Here is a 19,928-nt window from a genome sequence, read left to right as displayed (position 1 = left end):
CAATGTACGCTCGCTCACCTCACCGGCGATCGGGGGCGCGGGGACCGCTCCGGATAGGGTTCCCCCATGCCCGCAGTCCGCCGCAACAGCCTTGCCTTCACGGTCGTCGTGACCGTGGCGGTGGTGCTCGGCGCCCTGCTCACGCTGCTGATCCTCGCGCTGTCCGGCGCCCCGCGCATCACCCTGCTCGCCACCGCGCTGGCCGCGTTGCCGGTCGGGCCGGTGCTGGCGGCGTACCTCTGGCTGGACCGCTACGAGCCCGAGCCGCGCACGCTGCTCGTCGCCGGCCTCGGGTGGGGCGCCTTCGTGGCGACCATGGCCGCGATCGTCGTCCAGGGCCTCGGCGGCCTGCTGGTGGGCTTCACCGACACCCTCTCCCTGGCGTTCGTCGCGCCGGTGATCGAGGAGGCCAGCAAGGGCCTGTTCCTGGTGCTGCTGCTGTGGTGGCGCCGCGCGGAGGTCGACGGGATCCTCGACGGCATCGTCTATGCCGGCATGGTCGGCGTCGGCTTCGCGTTCACCGAGAACATCCTCTATCTCGCCGCGGCCTGGAACGGCACCGACGGGATGGGGCCCGGCGGCATCGAGGCGATCACCGGCACCTTCGTGGTGCGCTGCATCTTCAGCCCGTTCGCGCACCCGCTCTTCACCGCGTTCACCGGCGTCGGGATCGGCCTGGCCGTCTCCACCCGCCGCCCGGCGCTGCGCTGGCTGGCCCCGATCGGCGGCTACCTGCTGGCCGTCCTCGCCCACGCGACCTGGAACGGCTCCACGGTGTTCGGCTTCGGCAGCTTCGCGATCGTGTACGTCGTGATCATGGCGCCCGCGTTCATCGGCATGATCGCGCTCGCCTGGTGGGCGCGCGAGACCGAGGCGCACCTGCTGCGGGTCGCGCTCACCGACGCCGCCCAGCGCGGGCTGCTGCCCGCCACCGACATCGGCTGGGTCGTGAACCTGCGGGGCCGCCGCGAGGCCCGCCGCTTCGCCCGCCAGGCCGGCGGGCCCGACGCCGAGCGGGCGATGCGCGACTACCAGCAGGCCGCCATCGAGCTCGGCTTCCTGCACCACCGGCTGCTGCGCGGCACCGCGCCGGCCGACTGGCAGGTGCGCGGACAGGACTTCCTCGGTCGGATCCAGGCGGCCCGACCGCGGATCGCATTTCCCGGACAGGTGGTACCCCAGCGATGACCCTCGGCGCCGATCTCAACGAGACCTTCCTCGGGAGCAGGATGCTCACCGAGGTGGTCCGGCTGCACGGATCCCTCCTCAACGCGCCGCTGCCGCTCGACCTGCCCGGGGTCGGCGCGCTGCGCGTGGGCCGCGAGCACATCATCGAGCAGCTCGAGGACTACATCATCCCGCGGCTCACCGAGATCGACGCGCCCCTGCTCGTCGTCGTCGGCGGCTCGACCGGCGCCGGCAAGTCCACGCTGGTCAACACCCTCGTCGGCAGCCGGGTCACCGTCCCCGGCCTGCTGCGGCCCACGACCCGCTCTCCCGTCCTGGTCCACCACCCCGAGGACGGCCGTTGGTTCGGCGCCGACCGGCTGCTGCCCGAGCTGGCCCGGGTGAGCCAGCCGACCAACGACCAGTTCGCGATCCAGCTGGTCCCCAGCGCCGCCGTACCCCGTGGGCTGGCGATCCTCGACGCCCCCGACGTCGACTCGGTCGACGAGCGCAACCGTGAGCTGTCCTCCCAGCTGCTCGCCGCCGCCGACCTGTGGCTGTTCGTCACGTCCGCGGCGCGCTACTCCGACCAGGTCCCGTGGGACCACCTCAAGAACGCCGTCGACCGCAACACGGCCGTGGCGCTCGTCCTGAGCCGTACGTCGGCCGACGACGTCGCGACCGTCTCGGTCCACCTCGCCCGGATGATGGCCGCCCGCGGTCTCAAGGACAGCCCGCTGTTCGCCGTACCGCAGGGCGAGGTGAGCGAGGAGGGGCTGCTGCCGGCGTCGTACGGCACCGAGATCAACGGCTGGCTCGCCGCGCTCGCCTCCGACGCCGCCGCCAAGCGCGACGTCGTCAACCAGACCGTCGCCGGCGCGGTGCGCACCGTGACCCGCAAGGCGTTCCCGATCGCCGACGCCGTCGCGCTCCAGGTCGACGCGGTGGGCGAGCTGCTCACCCTGGCCGACCAGGTGTACGACGACGCCCAGGCCGCGCTCCTGTCCGCTGCCGGCGACGGCACCCTGCTGCGCGGCGACCTGCTGGCCCGCTGGCAGGAGTTCGTCGGCAGTGGCGAGCTGACCCGCACCCTGGAGGCCAAGGTCGGCTTCGTGCGCGAGCGCCTGGTCAACGCGATCAAGGGCAAGCCGCAGCAGGCCGAGCGGGTGGGCGTCGCGATCGAGATGGGCCTCGAGGCGCTCGTCGCGGACCACGCCGAGCGCGCCGCGGCGACCGCGGCCGCCGCCTGGCGCGAGCGGTCCTACGGCGAGGCGCTGCTGAAGTCGACGACCGACGACCTCGCCCGGGCCGGACGCGGGCTGCGCTCGCAGGCCGAGCAGGAGATCCGCGCCTGGCACGACGAGCTCCAGGAGCTGGTCAAGCACGAGGCAGGCGACGCGCGGCACAGCGCCCGCTTCCTCGCCCTCGGCGCCCGCGGCCTCGCGGTCACCCTCGGTGTCGTGGCCCTCGCCGGACCCGACACCCCCGGCGCCTCCGGCGCCGCAGCCGAGTCGGTCCGGCTGGGCCGCACCCTGCTGGAGAGCACGATCGGCGAGTCCGGCGCGGCCCGCGTGGTCGACCAGGCCCGCGGCACGCTGGTGCGCCGGCTGACGACGTTGATGGGCGCCGAGCGTGCCCGCTACCTCGCGCCGGCCGCCCAGTGGGAGCTCAAGCCCGACGCGCCGGACCAGCTGCGCCAGGCGGCACGACGAGTCGACGACCTGCGGTTCGCCGCGGCCAAGAAGGGGACGGGTGGACACCTGTGACGGCACCGCAGACTGAGGAGACCGACGGCGGGATCCCCGGCGACCTCGCGACCCGGGGGACGCCGATCGCGGCGCGCGTCGACGGGCTCGGCGCGGCGGTCGAGGCCGCGCGCGGCCGGGTGGCCGACGCGCTGCTCGACGACGTCGCCGCAGCCGTCGAGAAGTCCACCGGCCGACTGCGCCTCTCGGCCCGCCACACGGTCGTCGCCATCGCCGGCGCCACCGGCTCGGGCAAGTCGTCGACGTACAACGCGCTGACCGGGCTCGAGCTCTCCTCGGTCGGCATCCGCCGTCCCACGACCTCGTGGGCCACCGCCGTCGTGTGGGGCAGCCAGGGCGCCGGCGAGCTGCTCGACTGGCTCGGCATCCCGCCGCGTCACCAGACGATGCGCGACTCGATGCTCGACACCCCCTCGGAGTCCGAGCTCGACGGCGTCGTCCTCCTCGACCTGCCCGACCACGACTCCACCGAGGTCGCCCACCACCTCGAGGTCGACCGGCTCGTGGCCGTCTCCGACCTGATGGTGTGGATCCTCGACCCGCAGAAGTACGCCGACGCGGCCGTCCACGACCGCTACTTCAAGCCGATGAGCACCCACCAGGACGTGATGCTGGTCGCGCTCAACCACATCGACACGGTGCCGGTCGAGCGCCGCCAGGCGATGGTCGACGACGTCCGGCGGCTGCTCGCCGAGGACGGCCTCCCCAACGTCCAGGTGCTGCCGATCTCGGCCCGGGAGGGCATCGGCATGGCCGAGCTCCGCGCCGAGATCCTGCGCCGGGTGCACGACAAGCGCAGCACCACCCTGCGCGTCGAGGCCGACATCGCCGCCGCGGCCGCTCGCCTGGAGCAGGCCGGCGGTACGACCCCCGTCCGGGAGCTTCCCGCCCGGCGGATCGAGGAGGTCGAGGACCGGGTCGCCGACGCCGCCGGTGTCTCCGCGGTCGTCGAGGGCATCGAGCGCACCGTGGGGGAGCGGGCGCGGGGCGCGGTCACCTGGCCGCCGCTCGCGCTGCTCGGCCGCGGCGACGACGAGGTACCGCGCGGCGAGCCCGCCGTCGCGCCGCTGGACCGGGCGGCGGTCGACACCACCGTCCGCGCCCTGGCCGACGAGGCGTCCGAGGGCGTCGGGCCGGCCTGGGCCCCGCGCCTGCGCGACGCCATCGGGTCCGGGCTGGCCGCCACCGGCGACAAGCTCGAGAAGGGCCTGCAGGGCGTCGACCTCGGCGGCAGGCTGCCGGCCTGGGTGAGCCTGGTCCGCCTGCTCCACTGGCTGCTGCTCCTCACCGCCGTCGGCGGCTTCGCGTGGTGGATCGTCGCCGCCGTCCAGGGCACGACCGGCGACCTCACGAAGGTCGCCGGCCTCCCGCTCCCGGCCGTGCTCGGCATCGGCGGGCTGGTGCTCGGCCTGGTGCTCGCGGTCGTCGGCCGGATGCTCGTGCGCGGCCTCGCCCGGCAGCGTGCCGACCAGGCCGACGAGCGGCTGCGCGGAGTCGTGCACCAGGTCCTCGACAGCGACGTGGTGCAGCCGCTGCGCACCGAGGTCGCGTCGTACACCGCCTTCCGACGTGGTGTGGAGACCGCCCGCGGCTGACCACAGGCGTCCCTGCGGCCCCCGTCCGGGCCCTCGGTCATCCACAGCCGTCCCTCGCCGCATCTCCTGTCCACAGCCCGTGCCGGCGCCCGGGACCATCGTCGGGGCCGTGGCGTGGACTGTCGTCGACCGGCCGCTCCCGCGACCGGCACCGACGAAGGGAGATCCGATGAACCAGACCATGGTCACCGTGCAGGGCTGGATCGGCACGACGCCGATGCTCAGGGAGGTCGCCGGCGTGCCGGTGCTCAACTTCCGGCTGGGCTGCACCCCGCGCCACTTCAACCGCACCACCGGCTCGTGGGCCGACAGCGAGACCCAGTGGTACGGCGTCAGCGCCTGGCGCCGTCTCGCCAGCAACGCGGAGCCGTCGTTGCGCCAGGGCGACCCCGTCGTCGTGCACGGCAGGCTCGACCACCGGACCTACGTCAACAAGGCCGGGATCGAGGTCGTCGCGCTCGAGATCGACGCCGTCACCATCGGTCACGACCTCACCCGCGGCACGGCGAGCTTCGTCAAGGTGGCGGCTCCCGGCTCGGCCAGTGACCCCGAGCGCGACGGCGAGGTCGCCGCTGCGTAGATTTGGGGCGTGGCTGAATACGTCCTCTCCCTTCGCAACGTTCGCAAGGCCCACGGCGACAAGGTGGTCCTCGACAACGTCACGCTGTCGTTCCTGCACGGCGCGAAGATCGGCGTCGTCGGCCCCAACGGCATGGGCAAGTCCTCGCTGCTCAAGCTGATGGCCGGGCTCGACGTCCCCAACAACGGCGACATCGTCCGCGACCCCGACGCGACGGTCGGCATGCTCCAGCAGGAGCCGCCGCTGACCGAGGGCAAGACGGTGCTCGAGAACGTCGAGGAGGCGGTCGCCGACACGAAGGCCAAGATGAAGCGCCTCGAGGACGCCTACATGGAGATGGGCGACCCCGACGCCGACCAGGACGCGCTCATGGCAGAGACCGGCGAGCTGCAGACCGAGCTCGACAACATGAACGCGTGGGACCTCGACAGCCGCCTCGAGCAGGCGATGGACGCGCTGCGCTGCCCGCCGTCCGACGCGCTGGTCGACAACCTGTCCGGTGGTGAGCGCCGCCGGGTGGCGCTGTGCAAGCTGCTCCTCCAGCAGCCCGACCTGCTGCTCCTCGACGAGCCCACCAACCACCTCGACGCCGAGTCGGTCCAGTGGCTCGAGGGTCACCTCAAGAGCTACCCGGGCGCCGTCCTGGCGGTGACCCACGACCGCTACTTCCTCGACAACGTCGCCCAGTGGATCGCCGAGGTCGACCGCGGCTCGATCCACGGCTACGAGGGCAACTACTCGACGTACCTCGAGACCAAGAAGGAGCGGCTCAAGGTCGAGGGCGCCAAGGACGCCAAGCGCGCCAAGATGCTGGAGAAGGAGCTGGAGTGGGTCCGCTCCAACGCCAAGGCTCGCCAGACCAAGTCCAAGTCGCGTCTGGCCCGCTACGAGGAGCTGGCCGCCGAGGCCGACAAGGCGCGCAAGATCGACGCCGCCGACATCAACATCCCGCCGGGCCCGCGGCTCGGTGACGTCGTCCTCGAGGCCGAGCACCTCACCAAGGGGTTCGAGGACCGGATCTTGTGGAACGACATCTCCTTCACGCTGCCGCGCGCCGGCATCGTGGGCGTCGTCGGCCCCAACGGCGTCGGCAAGACGACGCTGTTCCGGATGATCACCGGCGGCGAGGAGCCCGACTCCGGCAAGCTCACCGTCGGTCAGACCGTGAAGATCTCCTACGTCGACCAGAGCCGCGGTGGCATCGACCCCAACAAGAACGTCTGGGAGGTCGTCTCCGACGGCCTGGACTTCATCAAGGTCGCCAACTTCGAGATGAACAGCCGCGCCTACGTCGCCTCGTTCGGATTCAAGGGGCCCGACCAGCAGAAGAAGGCCGGGGTGCTCTCCGGTGGTGAGCGCAACCGCCTCAACCTGGCGCTCACCCTCAAGCAGGGCGGCAACATGCTGCTCCTCGACGAGCCGACCAACGACCTCGACGTCGAGACGCTGTCCTCCCTCGAGGATGCGCTGCTCGACTTCCCCGGCTGCGCCGTGGTCACCTCCCACGACCGCTGGTTCCTCGACCGGATCGCGACCCACATCCTCGCCTGGGAGGGCACCGAGGAGAACGAGGGCGAGTGGTTCTGGTTCGAGGGCAACTTCGCGTCCTACGAGGAGAACAAGATCGAGCGCCTCGGCCTCGAGGCGGCCCGTCCGCACCGTGTGACGCACCGCCGCCTCACCCGCGACTGATCGACCGGTGACCACGGGCGGGGCGGCGGCCGGTCGCCCCTGCTAGGTTGACCCCGATGGCGATGGGGCTCGCCGACAACCGCAGCACCTGCTGCTGACAGTCCCTACCTCTGCGACCGTGCCCTGCCCGGGCCCGACGAAGGTAGGCGACCCATGACGCACCACCACCCCGAGCCCGTCGATCCCGATGTCGACCTCGGCTCAGCCGAACAGCGCACCGAGCTCGCCGCCCACCACCTGACCCTGGTGGTGATCGCGCTGGGCGGCATGCTCGGTGCGGCGGCGCGCCACGGGCTCGAGCTGGCCTGGCCGACCGGTCCGAGCGGCTTCCCGTGGGCGACCTTCGCGACCAATGTCGCCGGCTCCCTGCTGCTGGGCGCGCTGATGGTGGTGGTGCAGGAGACCCGGGCCGCGCACCCGCTGCTCCGGCCGTTCGTGGGGGTGGGGATCCTCGGCGGTTTCACCACGTTCTCGACCTACTCCGGGCAGGTCCGCGACCTGCTGGCCGGCGCCGATCCGCATCCGGGGCTGGCCCTGGCCTATCTGTTCGGCAGCGTCGCCGCCGCCCTCGTGGCGGTGGCCGCCGGGCTGGGGCTCGCGCGGCTGGCGGTCCGCTCCAGCGGCGGCGAGGAGGTGCGGTCGTGACGGCCTGGCTGCTGGTAGCGCTGGGCGCCGCGGCCGGGGCTCCGGCGAGGTACCTGCTCGACCGCCTCGTGCAGTCGCGGCACACCGCGCTCACACCGTGGGGGACGCTGACGATCAACCTGTCGGGTTCGTTCTTGCTGGGCGGCCTGTACGGCGGCGCGGCCGGTGCCGACCTGCTGCTCCTGCTCGGTACGGGCTTCTGCGGCGCGTTCACGACGTTCAGCACGTTCGCCTTCGAGACGGTGCGCCTGGCTGAGGACCGCGCGGTCGGCGCCGCGCTCGGCAACCTCGCCGTCACGCTCCTCGGCGGCCTCGGCGCCGCCTTCGTGGGCTTCGCACTGACCGCCTCGTGGTGAGGGCCTCGCGGTGAGGCGGCGTCGGGTCAGTGCCGGAGCTCGCGCTCCGGGTGGGCGCAGATCAGCTGGTCGCACACGGCGTTCATGACCCGGCCCAGCGCCCGGAGGTCGTCGGCGTCGACCAGGTCGACCAGCGAGCGGCGTACGGTCTCGACGTGGTCGGGCGCGGCCGTGCGGAGCACGTCGAGCCCGGCGTCGGTCAACCGGCAGTCGACACCGCGGCCGTCCTCGGGCGACTCCTCGCGCACGACCAGCCCGGCGGTCTCCATCCGCTTGACCGTGTGGGTCACCCGGCTGCGGCTGTGGGCGAGGGCGGCAGCGAGCTGGGCCATCCGCAGCGTGCCGCCGGCCTCGGAGAGGCGGACCAGGATCTCGTACTCGACCGCGGACAGACCGTGCTCGCGGCGCAGGTCCTCGTCGAGGCGGTCCAGGAGCAGGGTGGTGCCGAGCAGGAACGAGCGCCAGGTCCGCTGCTGGTCCTCGTCGAGCCACCGCGGCTCGTGGCCGGTCGCCAGGCGAGCAGCGGTCCCATCAGTCACCGGGTCAGTCTAAGTCCCGGCGCATCAGCACCCGCGGGTGTCCGCTGAGCACCGAGGTCGTGTCGGCGGCGTGGTGGAAGCCGGCGGCCTCGAAGTTGGCCCGCAGCCCGGCGTACGCCATCGTCAGGTCGACCTTGGCGCCGCCGTTGTCGAGCGGGTACGCCTCGATCGCCGGCGCACCCTGCTCGCGCGCGAAGGCGACCGCGCCCTCGATGAGGTGGTGGGAGATGCCCTTGCCCCGGTGTCCGGGCCGGACCCGGCTGCACCACACGGACCACACGGGGAGGTCGTCGACGTGGGGGATCTTGCGGTTGCGGGCGAAGGTCGTGGCCGAGCGGGGTGCGACCGCAGCCCAGCCGACGGGGGTGTCGCCGTCGTAGGCGAGCACGCCGAGCGGTCCCTCCTCGAGCAGCTTGGCGACGAACTCGCCGCGCTCCTGCCCGCGCATCGGGTTGTTGATCGTCGATGGGATCCGGTAGCTCAGGCACCAGCACACGCTGGCGTCCGCCCGCTTCGGCCCGACCAGCGCCTTCACGTCCTCGAAGACGGTGGCGGGCCGTACGTCGATGCTCATGCCACCGGACCCTACGACTCCCCACCGACGCCGACCCGGCCCGGAGTGGCTCTGGATTCCCGCCGACCCGGCCCGAAGTCGCCGGGGCTACTTCGGCCCGGGTCGGCGGATCAGCTGAGGCGCTCCAGGATCATCGCCATGCCCTGGCCGCCACCGACGCACATGGTGATCAGGCCGGTGGACTTGTCGTGCCACTGCAGCGAGTTGATCAGCGTGTTCTGCAGGCGGGCGCCGGTCATGCCGAACGGGTGGCCGACCGCGATCGCGCCACCGTTGACGTTGAGCTTCTCGATCGGGATGCCCAGGTCCTCGGCGGACGGCAGCACCTGCGCGGCGAAGGCCTCGTTGATCTCGGCGAGGTCGATGTCGTCGATGGTCATGCCGGCATGCTTGAGCGCGTTGCGGGTCGCCTCGACCGGGCCGAGGCCCATGATCTCGGGGGACAGGCCGGAGACGCCGGTCGACACGATCCGGGCGAGCGGGGTCAGGCCCAGCTCGGCGGCCTTGGTGTCGGACATGATCACGACCGCGGCAGCGCCGTCGTTGAGCGCGCAGCAGTTGCCGGCGGTGACCACGCCGTCGGGGCGGAAGACCGGCTTCAGCTCCGAGAGCGCCTCGTAGGTGACGCCGGCGCGCGGGCCGTCGTCGGTGCTGACGACGGTGCCGTCGGCGAGGGTCACCGGGGTGATCTCGCGCTGCCAGAAGCCGTCGGCGATCGCCTTCTCGGCGAGGTTCTGCGAGCGTACGCCGAACTGGTCGAGGTCCTCGCGCTTGAGGCCGCGGATGCTCGCGACGTTCTCGGCGGTCTGGCCCATCGCGATGTAGATGTCGGGCAGCAGGCCGTCCTCGCGCGGGTCGTGCCAGACGTGGCCGCCCTCGGCGTACTTCTCGGTGCGCTGCTGCGCGTCGGCGAACAGCGGGTTCTTGGTGTTGGGGATGTGGTCGGAGGTGCCGAACTGGAAGCGCGACACCGTCTCGACACCGGCGGAGATGAACACGTCGCCCTCGCCGGCCTTGATCGCGTGGAAGGCCATCCGCGAGGTCTGCACCGACGAGGAGCAGTAGCGGGTGATCGTGGCGCCGGGGATCTCGGTGCCCATCAGAGTGGTGACGATCCGGGCCATGTTGTTGCCGGCCTCGCCACCGGGCAGGCCGACGCCGAGGTAGAAGTCGTCGACGTCCTTCGGGTCGAGCGCGGGGATCTTGTCGAGAGCCGCCTGCGCGATGAACGCGGTCAGGTCGTCGGGGCGGAAGTCCTTGAGCGAGCCCTTGTTGGCACGCCCGATCGGGGTGCGGGCGGCGGAAACGATCACGGCCTCGGGCATGGAGACTCCTCGGTACAGGTAGGGGTGGAACGCGCACAGCGTAGTGGCCCGGAACTGCAACCTGTTCCGGTCGTGGCGGACGCCACAAGCCCGTCCCTGCATGCGGAGCCCCGCCCCACGCGGGGGCGCGGTCTGGAAGCATGACGGGGGTGCGGCACCGCTACGACTGCCCCCTGCGCTGGGGTGACATCGACCAGCTGAACCACGTCAACAACGTGAAGTACGTCGACTACCTCCAAGAGGCGCGCGGCGCGCTGCTGCACGCCTGCCGGGCGGCCGCGGGCGTCGAGCACCACCACAACGACGCCTATGTCGTACGACGACACGAGGTCACCTTCCGCGCGCCGCTGCGGTTCCGGTTCCAGTCGGTCTCGATCGAGTCGTGGGTCAGCGAGATCCGCACGGCGAGCTTCACGCTCGACCACGAGATCTTCGAGGAGCAGCCCGACGGCACCCGCACCGTCTACCTGCGTGCCCGCACCGTCCTGGCGCCGTTCGTGCTCGCGACGGGTCAGCCGCGGCGCCTCGACGATCAGGAGCGCGCCGCACTGGCGCCGTACGCCGAGCTCGGCGACACCCGCTCGCGCCCGGTGCAGGTCGACGTGCCCCGCGAGCGGGCCGCGCACCACCCGGTCCAGGTCCGCTTCTCCGACCTCGACATCTACCGCCACGTCAACAACGTGAAGTACTTCGAGTTCTTCCAGGAGGCCCGGATCGCCTCGCTCGGGCGGTTGCGGCAGGGCCTCAAGGAGTTCCCGCGGATCGCGAGCGTGATCGCGCAGGCCGATGTCGAGTATGTCGCCCCGATCGTGCTGCGGCCGCAGTCCTACGACTGCTGGACGGTCGTGTCCCACATCGGCACCAAGTCGATGGTGCTCGAGTCCGAGATCACCGACGGCACCGGCGGCTCGGGGGAGGGCGCGGTGCTCGCGCGCTCGAAGGTGGCGCTGGTCTTCTTCGACACCGAGACCCAGCGCTCGGTGACCCCGGTCGACGGCTTCCGCGAGGCGATGATCGGCGTGCTCGGCGACATGGTCACGACAGCCGGGTGAAGTCCGGCTCCCGCCCCTCGGCGAAGGCGGCCAGCGCCTCGAGGTTGGCGGGACCGCCCATCAGCTCGGCGAACGCGGCGTTCTCACGGTCCCGGGCCGCGCGGATCGCGTCGCGGTGCGGCTCGGTCATGGTGCGCTTGACGGCGACCAGCGAGGAGATCGGCTTCGCGGCGAGAACCTCGGCGTGCCGGCGCGCGGTCGCCATCAGCTCGTCGGGTGCGCAGACCTCCTTCACCAGGCCCATCTCGCGCGCCTCGGCCGCGCTGATCCACTCCGAGGACAGCAACGCCCACGCGGCGTGCTGACGACCCACCAGCGCCGGGAAGAGGTACGACGAAGCCGCCTCCGGCGCGACGCCGAGCGAGGTGAACGGGCACTTGAGCCGGGCATCGTCGGACATGAAGCCGAGGTCGGCGAACCCGAGGATGGTCGCGCCGATCCCGAGCCCCAGTCCGTTGACCGCGACCACGAGTGGCTTGGGGAAGTCGACGAGCGCGTCGACCAGGCCGATGAACCCGTGCTTGCCGCGCGGGAAGTCGGGGTTCGTGGCGAGCTGGTGCATCTCGAGGAGGTCGGTCCCGGCGCTGAACGCGCGCCCGGCCCCGGTCAGCATCACCACCGCGACCGTGGGGTCCTGCGCCGCGGCGAGGAGCGCCTCCGCCGTGGCGTCGTACAGCTCCTCGTTGAAGGCGTTGAGCGCCTCGGGGCGGTCGAGGGTGAGGGTGCGGACCCGGCGGTCGTCGGACACGAGCAGCGTCATGCGCCCAGAATAGAACGCGTTCTATTCTGCCGGGCTACTCCGGGGCGAGATGGGTGCGCAGCCGCTTGAGCCCGCGGTGCCGGGCGACCCGTACGGCCACCGCCGTCATGCCGAGCGCCGCGGCGGTCGAGCTCACGTCGAGGTCGAGCACCTCGGTGCAGGCGATGACGTCACGCTCGCGGGGCGGCAGTGCGGCCAGGGCCTGGCGAACCCACTCGTCGGCGAGGATGCCGGTCTCGGGCCCGGCCACGGTCCGCTCGGCGTCCGCGGCCAGGGTGTCGAAGCCCTTGACCCGGGTCGCCGTACGACGCCCCGCGTTGGCCTTGTGCTTGCGTGCGATGCCGAACAGCCAGCCGCCGAAGTCGGACCCGGTGCCGTGGAAGTCGGCGATCTTCTCGGCGGCGACCAGCCAGGTGGCGGCGGCGATGTCGTCGGGTGCCTCGCCGCCGGGCGAGGAGCGGGCCTCGAGCCAGAGCAGCAGCCGACCGGCGTGGTCGCGATAGAGCTCGCGCCACGCTGCGGCGTCACCGCTCTTCGCGGCAGTGACGAGCTCGTCGTCGGCCCGCACCGGACGTGTCCCCACCCCTGTTGTTCTGGCGTGGTCCGGACCTTGCCCCGGACCGCGCGTCCCATTGTCCCGCTTGCGAGCCTGAAGCGGGACATTTCCTCGCGGTCAGTGCGTCGGTCGTTGCTGATCGTCCTGCCGGTCACCCTGTTGGTCGTCCTGCTGGTCGTCCTGCTGGTCGTCCTGCCGGTCGCCGTCGCGGCCCTGGCTGCCCTCGCCGGGCGCCCGGTCGTGGCCCTTGGCCTTGCCCTGGGCCTTGTCCTTGTCGTGGCCCTTGGCCTTGCCCTTGCCGGCGGGCTTGTCCTTCAGGTGACCCTGGCCGGTCGCGTGGTCGGACTGGTCGCCGCGGGCCCGGTTCTCGTCGGCGTCGCCAGGGTCGACGGCGTGGTCGGACGAGGAAGAGCTGCCCGGCAGCCCCGGGGACAGGGGGCTGCCGGGCGTGGTGGTTACGTCGGAGTGTGGGGTTCCGACGTCTCCGGGACTCGGTGTGCCGGACGGTCCGATCTGGGACGGGCTGTCGGCGGGGGAGTGTGGGCCCCCTCCGCCGGTGGGAACGCCCGCTGCCCAGGTGGCGGCCGCGATGACGGCAACGGAGCCGGTCGCGAGCACCAGTCGGAATCCGGCCGACCGAGTCGATCGGGGGGCAGTCGCCTGCGACGTCGCACTCAGGTGGGCGAGCATGCCCAGGAACGCCGGGTCGGGCTCGAGCGTCGGTACGTCGACGCGGAGCCGGTCGGTGGCGCGTTCGGGGGTCATGGCCTGCTCTGCTGGTGGGGACGAGGGGGAGACTGCTCTCACCGGGAACATGTCGCCACCCGAGCCCGGTGTTACATCGGTCCGGAAAAACCTCAGCCGGGGGTGTTCACCATGAACGTCGCCGCATGCGTGACGTACTCCCAGAACCGCGCGTCCTGCTCCGGGGTGAGGTCCACGCTGTCGAGCCCGGCCCGGAAGTGGCCCAGCCAGCGGTCCCGCGCCTCGAGGTCCACCGCGAACGGCGCGTGCCGCATCCGCAGCCGCGGGTGACCGCGGTTCTCGGAATAGGTGGTGGGGCCGCCCCAGTACTGCACGAGGAAGAGCAGGAAGCGCTCCTCGGCGGGCCCGAGGTCCGCCTCCGGGTACATCGGGCGCAGCACCTCGTCGGCGGCCACGCCCTCGTAGAACGTCGCGACGATCCGGCGGAAGGTCTCGAACCCGCCGATCTCGTCGTAGAAGCTCGTCTCCTCGCTGCCCGTGCTCACGTCGCCCATCATCCCTCGTCGGCCGTGGTGCCGCGGGCAGCGGCCCCCTCGCGCTCGTCGCGGTGCCACACGACCTGCTGGGCGTAGGGCACCTTGATGCCCTCGTGGTCGAAGCGCGCCTTGATCCGCTGGCGCAGCGCCCGCGCCACTCCCCACTGCTCGAGCGGCGCGGTCTTGACCATCACCCGGATCGTGACCGAGTCGGGCTCCATCATCTCCACACCGGTGACCTCGGGCTCCTCGATCACGACGTGGCTGTACTCGTCGTCGTCCCACAGGTCGTGGGCCACCTCGCGCAGGATCCGCTGCACCCGGGCCAGGTCCTCGTCGTACCCGACCCGGACGTCGACGACCGCGCGCGACCAGTTCTGGCTCTTGTTGCCGACCCGCAGGATCTCGCCGTTGGGGACGTACCAGACGGTGCCCTCGATGTCGCGCAACCGGGTCATCCGCAGCGTCACCGCCTCGACCGTGCCGTTGGCGTCGCCGACGTCGACGACGTCACCGACGCCGTACTGGTCCTCGATGAAGATGAAGATGCCGGCCAGGAAGTCCTTGACCAGCGACTGGGCGCCGAAGCCGAGCGCGATGCCGATGATGCCGGCGCTCGCGATGATCGGCGCGATGTCGACCCCGACCTCGCTGAGCACCATCGTGCCGACGATCGCCACGACGATGAACGTGATGATGCTCTTCAGGACGCCGGCCATGGTCGCCGCCCGCTGCTTGCGGCGGGCGGTCACGGCGCTCTCGACCCGCTCCGGGAGCACACCGCGCTCGGCGCGCCGCGCGATCCGGTCGACGACCCGGTGCAGGAGCCAGGCGATCACCAGGCCGAGCAGGACCAGGCCGATGATCGCGAGCGGCTTGCCGATGAGGACGTCGGACCACTCGGCGAGGCGGCGGTTCCCGGTCACGTCCCAGGTCAGGTCGCAGACCGTCTCTCCGTCGGCGCAGGGGCTGGTCGGATCGGCGATGGACAGGGGGAGGGCGAGCATCCGCCCAGTGTCCCAAAGCGACCTGAGCCCCCGTGCGGACACCACTACCGCACGGGGAAGCGGGAGCCGATAGCATGCGGCTCGTGACCAGCACTGCCGTACGCCGCCTGCTCGCCGTGTGCTCCCTCGTCGGGGTGAGCGCCCTGCTCGTCGTCGCCGGAGCGGGCTCCGCGTCGGCCGACACCCCGGAGCCGCGTCCCGGCAACGGGGCGGCCGGCTGGCAGGCCAAGCCCGACATCGACGTGCTGCACGCCTGGCTCTACCTGGGCGGTGTCCCGCTGCTGGTCTTCGTCGTCATCACGCTGCTCTTCGTCGCCCCGGCCCTGGCCCGCGGCGAGGACCTCAGCCTCGACGCCCTGGAGCCCGAGAACCAGTGGCTCGGCGGCCCGCGCAAGGCGGCCGGCGAGCTCGCCGCTCCCGACTCCGACGACTCCAAGGCCGGCGGCGCCGGCGGCAGCTGGTAGTCCGCGACCATGAGCACCACCGCCCTGACGGCGTCCCAGCGCGCTGCGCTCGACGTCACGATCCGCAACGCCGAGCAGCTGTGCCGTGCGGAGATCTCGGTCTTCGTCGGTGCCGCGAGCGGCGAGCCGCGCGACTTCGCGACCAGCCTGCACAACACCCTCGTGCTGCCCTCGCGCAGCATCCTGATCATGGTCGACCCCGACCGTCGCGTCGTCGAGGTCGTCACCGGCGGTCACGCCCGTGAGCGGTTCACCGACGACGAGTCGGCGCAGGTCGTGGCCGCGATGACCGCGACCTTCGCGACCGGCGACCTCGCCGGTGGCCTCACCCGCGGCATCGAGCTGCTGGGCGAGCTGGCCAAGGACTGACCCGGCTCGAAGTGGCCCCGGAATTGCGCTGACCCGGCAGAACTTTCTGCCGGGTCAGCGCGTTTTGCGAGCCAGTTCGAGCCGGGTCGGCGTCAGGCTCGGGCGTCGCGGGCCTGGGCGGCGATCGCCCGGGCGACGTCGGCTCGACCCTCGCGGACGTACCGGATCGCACCCGGGTTGACCGACTCGGCGTTCGCGGCCAGCCAGGCGTCGACGGTGGCGAGCGTGGCCGGGGTGGCGATCAGGCGCGGGAAGATGTGCTCCAGCGCGACCGAGGCCTTGTGGCTGCCGAGCCGCTCCCAGGTGCCGGCGACCTCGGCGAGGTAGCGCTCGACGTACGGCGCGAGCACGGCCTCCTGGCCGGCCTGCCAGAACGCGAGGACCACGCTGCGCTGGGTCTCGTTGGGCACCGACGGGTCGAGCAGTGCCTGGGTCCAGGCCCGCTCCTTGGCCTCGGCCGTGCCCTGCGCGGCGCGCGCGGCGGCGGACTTCTCCTGGCCGGAGATGGTGTTGTCGTCGGCCAGCTCGGCGTCGATGCGGGCGTCGTCGGCGCGGCCGACCCGGGCCAGCGCGGTGAGCAGTGCCCAGCGCAGGTCCTGGTCGACGGCGAGACCGTCGAAGGTGAGCGAGCCGTCGAGGATCGCCTCCACCTCGGCGACCGCCCCCTCGCTGGCCGCGGCGGCCGCGTAGCAGCGCGCGAAGGTCAGCTGGTGGTCGGTGCCGGGCTCGGCCGCGGCGAGCAGGCCGCGCAGGCCCTGCTCCCAGCGCGCCGCGAGGTCGGTACGACGAGCCGGGTCGCTGTAGAGCGTGACCGCCTGGGCGGCGTACACGGGGATCCGGCTGACGCCCCAGGCGTCGGTCTCCTGGCCGATGTTGCCGAGGACGAGCTCGACGAAGTCGGTCGCGGACAGCTCGGCGTCGCGGGTCATGTCCCAGGCGGCGCTCCAGATCAGCGCGCGGGCCAGGGAGTCGTCGAGGTCGGACAGGCGGGCGATGGCGGTGGCCCGCGAGCGCTCGTCGAGGCGGATCTTGGCGAACGCAAGGTCCTGGTCGTTGAGCAGCAGCAGCTCGGGCTGCGCCTTGCCGACCAGCTCGGCGAGCTCGGTGCGGGCGCCGTCGACGTCGACCTCGACGTAGTCGGTGCGCACCAGCCGGCCCTCGGGCGAGGAGTTGTAGAACCCGATGCCGACCCGGTGCCGGCGCAGCGTCGGGTGGTCGGCCGGCGCGGTCTGGTTGATCGCGAACGAGGCGTAGCTGCCGTCGGCGGCCAGCTCGAACGCGGGGGAGAGGGTGTTGGTGCCGGCGGTCTGCAGCCACTCCTGGGCCCAGCCGGTCAGCTCGCGGCCCGACGCCTTCTCGAGGGCGGTCAGCAGGTCGGAGAACTCCGTGTTGCCGAACGCGTGGTCGTGGAAGTACTGCTTGAGACCGGCCAGGAAGGGGTCCAGGCCCACCCAGGCGACGAGCTGCTTGAGCACCGAGGCGCCCTTGGCGTAGGTGATCATGTCGAAGTTGACCTCGACCGCGTGCAGGTCGACGTTGTCGGCCGCGATCGGGTGCGTCGAGGGCAGCGAGTCGGCGCGGTAGCCGGTCTGCTTGCGGGCGTTGGTGAAGCCGGTCCAGGCGTCGTCGTACGACGTCGCGAGGGCCTCGGCGTGGTAGCAGGCCCACTCGGCGAACGACTCGTTGAGCCACAGGTCGTCCCACCACTTCATGGTCACGAGGTCGCCGAACCACATGTGCGCCATCTCGTGCAGGATCACCGAGGCGCGGAACTCGTAGAACGAGCGCGGCTGGCGCGAGCGGGGGAGGTACTCGTCGCGCAGGGTCACGCACCCGGCGTTCTCCATCGCGCCCATGTTGTACTCCGGCACGTAGAGCTGGTCGTACTTGCCGAACGGGTACGGGTAGCCGAAGGCCTCCTCGAAGAACGCGAAGCCCTGCTTGGTCAGGGTGACGATCTCCTCGCGGTCACGCTCGAGGTAGTCCTTGAGCGACTGGCGGCAGTAGTGGCCGAGCGGGATGGTGCCGTGGGCGCCCTCGTAGACGTCCTGCACCTCGTAGTAGTCGCCGGCCACGATCGCGGTGATGTACGTCGACATCGGCTTGGTCGCCGGGAAGCGCCAGATCGCGACACCGTCGGAGACCGGGGTCGGCTCCGGGGTCGGGGCGTTGGAGACGACCTTCCAGTGCGCCGGAGCGGTCACGTTGAACGTGAACGGTGCCTTGAGGTCGGGCTGCTCGAAGGTCGTGTACACGCGGCGCGCGTCGGGGACCTCGAACTGCGAGTAGAGGTAGACCCTGCCGTCGGCCGGGTCCACGAAGTGGTGGAGGCCCTCGCCGGTGTGGGAGTAGGTGCAGTCGGCCTTGACGACGAGCACGTTCTCGGCCTGCAGGTCGGGCAGCGCGATCCGGCTGTCGACGTACGCCGTGGCGGGGTCGAGCGGTGCGCCGTTGAGGGTGATCTCGTGGATGGTCGCGTCGACCAGGTCGGCGAAGGTGGCCGATCCGGGCTGGCGACAGGTGAAGGTCAGCGTGGTCGTCGACCCGAAGGTCTCCACGCCCTCCTCGGTCGCGCCGGAGAGGTCGAGGTCGATCACATAGGACGTCACGTCGACGAGGGCGGCGCGGGTAGCCGCCTCGTCGCGGGTGAGGTTGGTGCCGGGCATGGCAGCCATCCTTGCACCCGGGTGAAGTTGTCGGACAATCGGAGTGAGGGGCGCGGACTACAACGCTGTAACTCGGGAAAGTCAACGCGACACGCCAGTGAATGGAGAGATTTTCGAGGTTTTTGTTGCGTTCTGGTGCTGTTGTGCCCGATGGTGTTCGGCATGCGCACACCAGGCCGGGCCGCGCGCTGGGGGACCACCACTGCCGCCAGCGCGATGTTGGCGTCGTACCTCGTCCTCGCCGGACCGTCGTCCGGCCCCCTGCAGCCGCCACTGCTCCCATCGGCAGGCACCACCTACCTCTGCAGCGGTTACGCCGACTGCGTCCGCGCCGGCTACTCCGACTCGGGGTACGGCGCCGCGAACGGCACGATGTACTGGCGGATGTACGCCGGCCACAACTGCACGAACTACGCCGCCTACCGGATGATCCAGGCCGGCATGCCGAACGTGCGGCCCTGGACGGGCGAGGGCAATGCCAGCCAGTGGGGACTGTCCATGGCCTCCATCACCGACCAGACGCCCAATGTCGGCGCCATCGCCTGGTGGGGCAAGTACTCCAACGGAGCCGGCTCCGCCGGCCACGTCGCGTACGTCGAGCGTGTGGTTTCGGCCGACGAGATCATCGTGTCCGAGGACGCGTGGGGCGGGACCTTCCACTGGCGCTCGATCACCCGGACGAGCGGGCGGTGGCCGACCGGGTTCATCCACTTCGTCGACCGGCCCGCCCCGACGCCGACCCCCACGCCGACGCCGACCGGGAACGTCTTCACGCAGACCGCGACCCCGGTCGTGGCCGCCCCGCTCGTCGTCAACACCACGGTGAGCGCGACCGCCGGCGGCTGGTCCCCGACGCCGGCGGAGAACCGCTGGCGCTGGTTCGCCGACGGCGTGCGGATCGGCGACATCGTCACGCCCGACCTCGCGCTGACCCCCGACCTGGTCGGCAAGACGCTGAGCATGCGGGTGGTCGCGAAGTCGGACGGGTTCACGACCTACGTCTCGCCCTTCTACACGCTCGGCCCGGTCCTCGCCGGGATCGTCCACGCGACCGCGCCGGCCACCCTGAGCGGCACGCCCGCGCTCGGCCAGGTGCTGACGGCGGCGCCCGGGACCTACGACCAGCCGGACGCGGCGCCGGCGTACCAGTGGCTGCGCAACGGGGTCGCCATCCCCGGCGCCACCGCGGCGACGTACCAGCTCGCGGCGGAGGACGTCGGATCGAGCGTCAGCGTCGAGGTGAGCGGCACCAAGGCGCAGTACGCGCCGGCGGTCGAGACCCTCACCGCATCCGGGCCCGTGACCAGTCCGGCCAATGTCATCCTCAAGACCAAGTCGAAGCACGGGCGCGCGATCGTCCGGGTGCGCGTGACCGCAGCGGGGAAGCTGCCGGTCACGGGCAAGGTGCTGGTCCGGATCGGCTCCTGGAAGCGCGAGGTCAGGCTGAGCGACGGCATCGTGAAGGTCAAGGTGCCGATGGCGCGCGGGACGAAGAAGGTGCGGGTCCGCTACCTCGGCTCGGCAGCCGTACCGGCGGCGCCGAAGGTGGTCGGGACCGTCCAGGTGCGCTGAGC

At 71.8% G+C, this 19,928-nt stretch carries 20 protein-coding genes and 1 riboswitch; of the genes, 11 read left to right on the top strand and 9 right to left on the bottom strand.

Features of this window, described 5'->3' with window-relative positions:
- Positions 1 to 66: 66 nt before the first annotated feature.
- From QI633_RS19265 to crcB, 7 genes are all read left to right on the top strand, one after another.
- Positions 67 to 1,188 (top strand): PrsW family intramembrane metalloprotease, encoded by a 1,122-nt coding sequence (locus tag QI633_RS19265; RefSeq protein WP_141797877.1) that lies wholly within the window; start codon positions 67 to 69, stop codon positions 1,186 to 1,188.
- Positions 1,185 to 2,933, top strand: a complete 1,749-nt coding sequence (locus QI633_RS19260) for a dynamin family protein (protein WP_282426758.1) — start codon at positions 1,185 to 1,187, stop codon at positions 2,931 to 2,933. Before QI633_RS19265 ends, QI633_RS19260 begins: the two co-directional genes overlap by 4 nt.
- A complete protein-coding gene (locus tag QI633_RS19255) occupies positions 2,930 to 4,528 on the top strand; it encodes a GTPase (RefSeq protein ID WP_282426757.1) in 1,599 nt (532 codons plus the stop codon). Before QI633_RS19260 ends, QI633_RS19255 begins: the two co-directional genes overlap by 4 nt.
- Before the next feature lie 169 nt (positions 4,529 to 4,697).
- The gene (locus QI633_RS19250) at positions 4,698 to 5,108 is read left to right on the top strand and encodes a single-stranded DNA-binding protein (protein ID WP_141797879.1); all 411 of its coding nucleotides are present in this window, start codon (positions 4,698 to 4,700) and stop codon (positions 5,106 to 5,108) included.
- Positions 5,109 to 5,117: 9 nt separating this feature from the next.
- On the top strand, positions 5,118 to 6,800 hold the full coding sequence (ettA, locus tag QI633_RS19245; RefSeq protein ID WP_141797880.1) for an energy-dependent translational throttle protein EttA: 1,683 nt from the start codon (positions 5,118 to 5,120) through the stop codon (positions 6,798 to 6,800).
- 49 nt (positions 6,801 to 6,849) lie between these two features.
- Positions 6,850 to 6,914: riboswitch (Fluoride riboswitch) on the top strand.
- A gap of 39 nt (positions 6,915 to 6,953) precedes the next feature.
- A complete protein-coding gene (locus QI633_RS19240; RefSeq protein ID WP_282426756.1) occupies positions 6,954 to 7,445 on the top strand; it encodes a CrcB family protein in 492 nt (163 codons plus the stop codon).
- On the top strand, positions 7,442 to 7,801 hold the full coding sequence (gene crcB, locus QI633_RS19235) for a fluoride efflux transporter CrcB (RefSeq protein ID WP_141797882.1): 360 nt from the start codon (positions 7,442 to 7,444) through the stop codon (positions 7,799 to 7,801). Before QI633_RS19240 ends, crcB begins: the two co-directional genes overlap by 4 nt.
- 26 nt (positions 7,802 to 7,827) lie before the next feature.
- Here the strand turns inward: crcB and QI633_RS19230 are convergent, their stop codons facing one another.
- The 3 genes from QI633_RS19230 to QI633_RS19220 all read right to left on the bottom strand — a co-directional run bounded on the left by QI633_RS19230 (position 7,828) and on the right by QI633_RS19220 (position 10,239).
- The gene (locus tag QI633_RS19230; protein ID WP_260805850.1) at positions 7,828 to 8,340 is read right to left on the bottom strand and encodes a MarR family transcriptional regulator; all 513 of its coding nucleotides are present in this window, start codon (positions 8,338 to 8,340) and stop codon (positions 7,828 to 7,830) included.
- A gap of 4 nt (positions 8,341 to 8,344) precedes the next feature.
- Positions 8,345 to 8,914: a GNAT family N-acetyltransferase gene (locus tag QI633_RS19225; RefSeq protein WP_282426755.1), complete on the bottom strand. Its 570-nt coding sequence runs from the start codon at positions 8,912 to 8,914 to the stop codon at positions 8,345 to 8,347.
- A 110-nt stretch (positions 8,915 to 9,024) separates the two neighbouring features.
- The gene (locus tag QI633_RS19220; protein ID WP_282426754.1) at positions 9,025 to 10,239 is read right to left on the bottom strand and encodes an acetyl-CoA C-acetyltransferase; all 1,215 of its coding nucleotides are present in this window, start codon (positions 10,237 to 10,239) and stop codon (positions 9,025 to 9,027) included.
- Positions 10,240 to 10,379: 140 nt separating this feature from the next.
- Between QI633_RS19220 and QI633_RS19215 the strand changes: the two genes are divergently transcribed.
- Positions 10,380 to 11,291: a thioesterase family protein gene (locus QI633_RS19215; RefSeq protein ID WP_282426753.1), complete on the top strand. Its 912-nt coding sequence runs from the start codon at positions 10,380 to 10,382 to the stop codon at positions 11,289 to 11,291.
- Here QI633_RS19215 and QI633_RS19210 read toward each other — a convergent pair.
- From QI633_RS19210 to QI633_RS19190, 5 genes are all read right to left on the bottom strand, one after another.
- Positions 11,275 to 12,051: an enoyl-CoA hydratase-related protein gene (locus QI633_RS19210; RefSeq protein ID WP_282426752.1), complete on the bottom strand. Its 777-nt coding sequence runs from the start codon at positions 12,049 to 12,051 to the stop codon at positions 11,275 to 11,277. The genes QI633_RS19215 and QI633_RS19210 overlap by 17 nt on opposite strands.
- A 34-nt stretch (positions 12,052 to 12,085) precedes the next feature.
- The gene (locus QI633_RS19205; protein ID WP_141797886.1) at positions 12,086 to 12,634 is read right to left on the bottom strand and encodes a sigma-70 family RNA polymerase sigma factor; all 549 of its coding nucleotides are present in this window, start codon (positions 12,632 to 12,634) and stop codon (positions 12,086 to 12,088) included.
- Positions 12,635 to 12,724: 90 nt separating this feature from the next.
- Positions 12,725 to 13,372 (bottom strand): hypothetical protein, encoded by a 648-nt coding sequence (locus QI633_RS19200; protein ID WP_282426751.1) that lies wholly within the window; start codon positions 13,370 to 13,372, stop codon positions 12,725 to 12,727.
- Positions 13,373 to 13,464: 92 nt separating this feature from the next.
- Entirely contained in the window at positions 13,465 to 13,857 is a 393-nt protein-coding gene (locus QI633_RS19195; RefSeq protein ID WP_282426750.1) for a globin, read from the bottom strand.
- An 8-nt stretch (positions 13,858 to 13,865) separates the two neighbouring features.
- Positions 13,866 to 14,855 carry a mechanosensitive ion channel family protein gene (locus QI633_RS19190; protein ID WP_141797889.1) on the bottom strand — a complete coding sequence of 330 codons (990 nt, stop codon included), beginning with the start codon at positions 14,853 to 14,855 and terminating at the stop codon, positions 13,866 to 13,868.
- Between the two features lie 83 nt (positions 14,856 to 14,938).
- On the opposite strand from QI633_RS19190, the gene QI633_RS19185 reads away from it, so the two are divergent.
- Positions 14,939 to 15,319: a hypothetical protein gene (locus QI633_RS19185; protein ID WP_141797890.1), complete on the top strand. Its 381-nt coding sequence runs from the start codon at positions 14,939 to 14,941 to the stop codon at positions 15,317 to 15,319.
- Between the two features lie 9 nt (positions 15,320 to 15,328).
- Positions 15,329 to 15,688, top strand: a complete 360-nt coding sequence (locus QI633_RS19180) for a DUF5130 family protein (RefSeq protein WP_141797891.1) — start codon at positions 15,329 to 15,331, stop codon at positions 15,686 to 15,688.
- Between the two features lie 92 nt (positions 15,689 to 15,780).
- On the opposite strand, the gene pepN is transcribed toward QI633_RS19180, so the two are convergent.
- Positions 15,781 to 18,354, bottom strand: a complete 2,574-nt coding sequence (gene pepN / locus QI633_RS19175) for an aminopeptidase N (protein ID WP_282426749.1) — start codon at positions 18,352 to 18,354, stop codon at positions 15,781 to 15,783.
- Between the two features lie 162 nt (positions 18,355 to 18,516).
- Here pepN and QI633_RS19170 point away from each other — a divergent pair, with 162 nt between their 5' ends.
- Complete coding sequence (locus QI633_RS19170; protein WP_282426748.1) at positions 18,517 to 19,926, top strand: CHAP domain-containing protein; 1,410 nt, start codon at positions 18,517 to 18,519, stop codon at positions 19,924 to 19,926.
- Positions 19,927 to 19,928 lie beyond the last annotated feature (2 nt).

Source organism: Nocardioides sp. QY071, assembly GCF_029961765.1.
Lineage (GTDB): Bacteria > Actinomycetota > Actinomycetes > Propionibacteriales > Nocardioidaceae > Nocardioides.
This window is presented reverse-complemented; position numbering and strand designations above follow the sequence as displayed.